The organism is Protofrankia sp. Cas4, assembly GCF_963555915.1.
Taxonomy (GTDB): Bacteria; Actinomycetota; Actinomycetes; order Frankiales; family Frankiaceae; genus Protofrankia.
Genome location: NZ_CAUVXL010000137.1, coordinates 23,363 through 29,678, shown reverse-complemented (window position 1 = coordinate 29,678; position 6,316 = coordinate 23,363). Strand labels below are relative to the sequence as shown.

Below are 6,316 nucleotides of genomic sequence, written 5' to 3'. Positions count from 1 at the left end.
CCCGGCAATAGGGGCGTGGATGAAGGAGCGGGGCCGGGGTGCGTGCATCGCGAGGCGGAGGAGGGAGGCACCCTGGTGTTGGGTGTCGACCGACGACAACGCGGCGAGGTGCGTACCCCGGCCCCGCGACGCCGCGTCCCCTATTGCCGGGCGCTCTAAGTGCGGACCGCCGGTGGAGGCGGTTCTCAGCGCGGGAGATCCGCCCTCAGGGGGCGGTGGCCGCCAGCGCCCGGCGAAGGCTCAGCGCAAGGATGATCTGTGTGACCCCGTGAACGATCACCCAGATTCCGAAGACCACGGCCAGGACGTAGACGGTCGCAGACGGCCAGGACATGGCCACGATACCGGCGATCACGCACAGAATGCCGACCAGGGCGGCTCGCCCACGTCCAGGATCGTTCGCCGGAGCGGCCGAGGCCATGATCAGCCGGATGAATCCGGCTACTACGAGGGACACCCCAACTATCACAGCCAGCGCCCAGAGCGTCACAGCAGGCCAGGCAAGTGCCACGATTCCGCCCACGACCAGCAGGACGCCGAACACGGCCGCCATGGCAGGTTCCGGCGCCCGTCCCGCCGCGAGCACCTCGGTGATCCCGGACAGCACCATAGCCAACCCGACCAGGATCGCCAGCGTGCTCGCCGAGTCGGACGGGTTCGCGACGAGCACGACGCCGAGTGCTGTCACGGCGATGCCCAGCACAAGGAGGACGGCCCACACTGCACCGGCGGCGTCGCCGTACTCTCGATGCTCTGTCGCTGTTCTGGACATCATGACCTCCCTGCATCCGGTGCGGCCACGCGACGGTGATGCGCGGTGGCGCACCGAGGGTGTTCCCCCATTTCGACCGCGCCAGTCCCCGCGGGCATTGCCTGACCTGATGGCAGCGTCGACGGCGCTGCCCGGGAAACCGCGCTGCCCGGGTAACGGCGCTGCCCGGAAAACAGAATTGCCCGGGTAACGGCGCTGCCCGGGAAACCGCGCTGACCACGGAATCATCTGATGGATTACGCGCCGGGTTGTCCGTTGTGATGAAACCATTACCACAGTGCGCGGTATGTGACGCCTCGACCCCGCGCGACGGCCTACGGTTCCAGGGAAACGTCCACTTCGGATATCTGCTGGGGGCAAGCATGACCGCCAGAACCCTGCGGCGTGCCGGTGTCGTCACCGTCACCGGGATGCTCGCCGCGCTCCTGGGTGCCGCTCCGGCCAGCGCCTTCCCCTCCCTCACCGCCGGCGGCGACCCGGGCTCCACGGCGGCCGGTGCGGCCGGTGACGTGTCCCGCATGGCGCTCGACATCACCCGCGGTGCGCTGTCCAGCGCCGCGAATGCCGTCCCCGGCGTTGGTGGAACCACTACCAACGCCAGCACCACCCCTGGCTCAGGTTTCGGCTCCGCCCCGGGAGCCAACGCCGCCCCGGGAGCCAACGCCGCCCCGGGAGCCAACGCGGGCTCGGGAGCCAACGCGGGCTCGGGCACCGGCGGCAACGATGGCGCCGACCCCGGCAGCATGGGCGAGAACACAGCCAATGATGTTGCCCATGCTGCCTTGAATCTCACCCGCGGTGCGCTCTCCAGCGCCGCGGACGCCCTCTCCGGCGCTGCCGGCTCCGGGTCCGGATCCGGAGCCGCAACGGGCGGCGGTTCCGGCGGTTCCGGGACCGGTGGTGGGTTCCCGCGGTGACATCGACCGACGGGATCGGACCGGTACCCGCTACCGGACCCTGACGGCGTCGCGGTGCTGGTCGCCGTACGCAACGACACAGCCGGACCGGCGTGACCTCACGCCGGTCCGGCTGTGTCGTTGGGCTGTGTCGTTGGGCTGTGTCATCCGGTTGTGTCATCCGGTTGTGTCGGTGGGCAGGTCCACGGGATCGGACAGCTACCCGCGCATACGGGCCGACCGGTTGGCTTCGCATTACCATGCGAGGCGTCGCATGGCTGGTCGCCCCTGCCCGCACCACCGACCACCAGCCACCGCATCATGGTCGGTGGCGGGTGCGAGGTCGGATGGGTGAGGGGGCGAGCCAGTGGCTGGCCGGGACGTCGAATACGACCGACCGATTCTGCTGAGCTGTGGGCGATGCGGTGTCCGTTGGACGGCGTTGAACGCCGCCCACTGCCCGAGCTGCCATGAAACCTTCGTCGGGGTGAGTACCGGATTCGACACCCATCGGGTCGATGGCAGGTGCGCTCCGCCCGCGCAGGTCGGCTTACACCGCGACGGCGGCTACTGGTTGACCAACGGCGAACGTGCCCCCGGCAGGATCCTGGTGGTGGGTAGCGACTCCCGCACACATCCGGTGGACTGAGCTCGCCCTGCACGACGCCCACGGCGACGATCATGCATCGGCGCCGTGGGCGTCGGTGACGCCGCGGGCGAACTCGTGGAACCGTATTCCTCATGAGGAGTCACCGGCGAGGGGACCCTCCCGTAGGACCGGCGTCCGTGCCGGCCGATGCGCGTGACCGTCCCGCATCCCTCCCTTGCGGTTAATCGTCATGACGTTTATGGTCTCCGTGTGACGTGGACCACGGTTGATACGGGCAGCGTGGACGCCCTCCGGTATCTCCTTGGCTCGCGTGTCCGGTCCGCCGGTACCGGCGGTACCGACGGTTGGCGAAGGGGAGGGCATACCTCGTCCGTGGCCACGGCGGCTGGCGACTCTTGGGGCCTCCGAGCGCGCGAAAAGGACCATGATCGCGTGCACTTCGGCCAACTGGATGACGGCCGGGCGTGTCTGGTTCCCGGTGGATCTCCAGAAGGGGGCCGCCGAGCATGTCCTTGACAGCGAACATCGCGAGGAATAATTTTCCTGGCACTTGATCCGGCTCTGACTCGGCGTCCAGGTGCGACACCGCCGACAGTCCTTCCCCACGTCCAGCTGTTTCCCAACTGATCCTCTATCACTCGGCGACGGCATTCCGAGACGGTGGCCGGCCGGTGCCGGCGCTGTGTCAGGATGCCTGCCTTTTCCTTCAAGGACCGACGGGGTAATCACATGCATCGCAGTTCTCGAAGAGTAATGCCCCTCGTCGTCGGCGTGGTCCTCGCGCTGTTCCTCGCGGCGTGCGGCAGTGATTCGGACTCGGCGACGCCGGCGGCGGTAAACCCGAGTCCGGCGTCCGACGCGTCGTTAGCAGCAGCCAAGGCGAACCTCGCCAAGTACCTGACGCCGCCGACGAGCATCGTTCAGTCCACGCCGCTGAAGTCTGCGCCGCCGAAGAAGAAGGTCGCCTTCGTCCAGTGCGCGGACCCGAGCTGCGCCATCCTGGCTGGCTTCGTCAAGGACGCCACCAGCGCCCTGGGTTGGAGCCTGACCACGCTGAGCGCCACCGCAACCGATCCGGGTTCGGCCATTCAACAGGCCATCGACGCCGGCGTGGACTACATCGCCACCACCGGCTTTCCCGTCGACCTGTTCAAGCAGCAGATGAACCAGGCGAAGGCCAAGGGCATCCCGCTGTTCATGTGCTACACCACGGACGTGCCCGCGGGACCGGGCAACAATCTTTTCTCGGACTGCAACGACGCCACCGCCGCCAGTGCCTTCGGCGGCGCGATGGCCGACTTCATGGCTGTGGATTCGAACGGCAAGGCCGACATCCTGCAGGTGACGATCCCCTCCTACCCGGTTCTGACGGCACAGGCCGACGGGGTGACGGCCGAGCTCGGCAAGAACTGCCCCAGCTGCAAGATCCACAATCTTGAGACGACGGTCAACGACCTCGCCGGTGGCGCCGTGCCGCAGAGCATCTCCTCCTACCTGCAGGCAAATCCCAGCGTCAACTACGTCTTCTTCACCTACAGCGGCCTTGAGAAAGGTGTGCCGGCCGTCCTGAAGACAGCCGGCCTGTTGGGGAAGGTGAAGCTGGTCGGTACCCAGGGGGCGCAGCCGCAGTTCAACGAAGTCATCAACGGCACCTCGACGGCATGGAGCGCACTCCCGCAGGAGCTCGCGATGTGGACGATGGTGGACCAGATGGCTCGTGTCGCAGTCGACCAGTGGTCGCTGCCGGACGAGCGCAAGGCCGCGATCTCGCCGTTCTATCTCGTGAGCACACCCGACCAGGCGAAGGCCATCGTGGACGAGAAGAACGGCTGGCCCGGGCCGGCGGGCTTCAAGGACACGTTCAAGAAGCTGTGGGGTCTCTGAGGTCACGGCAAGCTGAAATCAGACGGTTCGCCGAAGAGTGCGCGATCATCGTTCTTTCACGCACTCTTCGGCCCCAGCAGGCGCGGGGTGTCAGGTCAGTTGAGTAATGGTGAGTGACGGCGAAGTCGAGACAGCGTCGCAGGAGGACCGGGCGAACGTGCCGGCCCTGGACATCCGCAACCTGTCCAAGACGTTTTCCGGGCAGGTGGTCCTCGACCGTGTCGATCTTGCCATCGCTGAGGGAAAGGTGCACGCCCTCGTCGGGCAGAACGGCTCCGGCAAGTCCACCCTGATCAAGATTGTGGCGGGCTACCATCGGCCGGACCCGGGCGGCGGCGTCTGGGTGCACGGTATGCCGTTGCAATTCGGATCAGCGGCGGCGCACGAGGCCGGAATCCGTTTCGTCCACCAGGACCTGGGGCTGCTCCTCGACCTCAGCTCGGTGGAGAACCTCATGCTGGGACTGTCCTACCCGCGGGGCTTCCTCGGCCGGATCCGCTGGCGGGAAGCCCGCCGGCAGGCGCAGGAGCGGGTGGCGCGGGTCGGGCTCGACATCGATGTCCGCGCCCCGGCGGGCGAACTGGGGCTGGCCGACCGCACAGGTCTCGCGATCGCGCGGGCGCTTCCCGAACCGGACCAGGGTAGGGCGGTGTTGGTGCTCGACGAACCGACCGCCGCCCTGCCGGCGGCCGACGTGGACCGGCTGTTGGCGACGATCCGGCGGCTGCGGGACGCCGGACACAGCGTGCTCATCGTCTCGCACCATCTGGACGAGGTCCTCGACATCGCGGACCACGTCACGGTCCTGCGCGACGGCCGGAAGGTCGCATCGGCAGATGCCGCCGGCATGGACCGCGACACCCTCGGCCGGCTGATGGTTGGTCACGACCTGGTCATCTCGACCGGGCGTGACGAGGCGGTCGAGGCGGCCGGGCCCGTCGTCCTCGGACTTGAGGAGATCGCCGGGGGAACCGTCGCCGGAGTGTCCACCACCGTGTGCCGTGGGGAGATCGTCGGAATCGCCGGCCTGACCGGTTCGGGTCGCGAGGTGCTGGGTGCAATGCTCAGCGGACGGATGCCCCGGACGGGCCGGGTGTCCGTGGACGGTGTCGCCGTTCCGTCGGCGAATCCCGCCGCGGCCATGGCTGCCCGGCTGGCCTTCGTACCGGGAGAGCGGGCGCGGTATGGCACCTTCGCCACCCTGACGGTACGCCAGAACCTGACCATGGGGTCACTGCGTCGCCATGTCCGGCGCGGCTACATCGACGCCGGGTCCGAGCGCCGGGAGGTTCGTACCTGGGTCGACGAGCTCGGGATCGTGACCCGCGGCGTGGACGCGCCCATCACGAGCCTGTCCGGAGGTAACCAGCAGAAGGTGCTCGTCGCCCGCGCGTTGCGCCTGTCCCCGAAGGTGCTCGTGCTCGACGACCCGACCGCCGGCATCGACGTGAAGGCTCGTGATCAGGTCCACAGCATCATCGAGCGTAGCGCGGACGCGGGAACGGCGGTCCTGCTGGTGTCGACCGACAGCGAGGAGCTGGCCCGCCTGGCCGACCGCGTACACATTCTGAGTCACGGACGTGTCGTGCGCACACTGCGTCGGGGCGCCGACCTTTCGCCGGAAGCCGTTGATCACGCACAGGTATCGCTGGGAGCGCCATGAGCCCCTTTTTCGACCGGTGGTCCTGTGATCAAGGCCGCCTTCCTCCTGTATCTCCCGAGGTGGAGCAATGTCGTTAGAAATCGGTCGTCGACCCACGGCCGACGGCACCACGGCCGACGGCACCACGGCCGACGGCACCACGGCCGACGGCACCACGGCCGACGGCACCGCGGACCGGGCCGGCGCCCAGCAGGCCGGGCCCGTCGCCGTCCAGCCACCCGCTGTGGAAGCCGTGATCGCGAAGGGCGGGGCAGGTCGTGGTGTCGCGGGCGGTCCGTACCCGCCGGGGCCTGTCCGGGCGCCGGTCAGCCTCACGGTCGGCAAGTACAGCGCTCTACTCCTTTTCGCGCTGTTCATCGTCATCTTCGGAGCGCTCAAGCCACATTTGTTCCTGACGGTCAGCACGTTCCGTCTCACCTTCGGCGAAGGCGTGGTGACCGCGGTCCTGGCGCTGGCCTTCCTGGTCCCGCTCGCGGCCGGCATCTTCGACC

General features: G+C 68.2%; 5 protein-coding genes and 1 pseudogene. 5 read left to right on the top strand and 1 reads right to left on the bottom strand.

Annotated features, from left to right (window positions below):
- Window positions 1–205 precede the first annotated feature (205 nt).
- A complete protein-coding gene (locus tag U9979_RS12925; RefSeq protein ID WP_322747104.1) occupies window positions 206–772 on the bottom strand; it encodes an HdeD family acid-resistance protein in 567 nt (188 codons plus the stop codon).
- 362 nt (window positions 773–1,134) lie between these two features.
- Here U9979_RS12925 and U9979_RS12920 point away from each other — a divergent pair, with 362 nt between their 5' ends.
- The 5 genes and pseudogenes from U9979_RS12920 to U9979_RS12900 all read left to right on the top strand — a co-directional run.
- Window positions 1,135–1,689: a hypothetical protein gene (locus U9979_RS12920; protein ID WP_322779574.1), complete on the top strand. Its 555-nt coding sequence runs from the start codon at window positions 1,135–1,137 to the stop codon at window positions 1,687–1,689.
- Between the two features lie 346 nt (window positions 1,690–2,035).
- Window positions 2,036–2,317 carry a hypothetical protein gene (locus U9979_RS12915; RefSeq protein WP_322747106.1) on the top strand — a complete coding sequence of 94 codons (282 nt, stop codon included), beginning with the start codon at window positions 2,036–2,038 and terminating at the stop codon, window positions 2,315–2,317.
- Between the two features lie 621 nt (window positions 2,318–2,938).
- Complete coding sequence (locus U9979_RS12910) at window positions 2,939–4,162, top strand: sugar ABC transporter substrate-binding protein (protein ID WP_322779573.1); 1,224 nt, start codon at window positions 2,939–2,941, stop codon at window positions 4,160–4,162.
- Window positions 4,163–4,271: 109 nt separating this feature from the next.
- On the top strand, window positions 4,272–5,825 hold the full coding sequence (locus U9979_RS12905; protein WP_322779572.1) for a sugar ABC transporter ATP-binding protein: 1,554 nt from the start codon (window positions 4,272–4,274) through the stop codon (window positions 5,823–5,825).
- Window positions 5,826–5,892: 67 nt separating this feature from the next.
- Window positions 5,893–6,316, top strand: a pseudogene (locus tag U9979_RS12900) (hypothetical protein); the annotation flags it as partial.

Excerpts from the sequence above, each read along its gene's own strand:
- U9979_RS12925 (WP_322747104.1), bottom strand. The coding sequence starts at position 772 with ATGTCCAGAACAGCGACAGAGCATCGAGAGTACGGCGACGCCGCCGGT.
- U9979_RS12920 (WP_322779574.1), top strand. The coding sequence starts at position 1,135 with ATGACCGCCAGAACCCTGCGGCGTGCCGGTGTCGTCACCGTCACCGGG.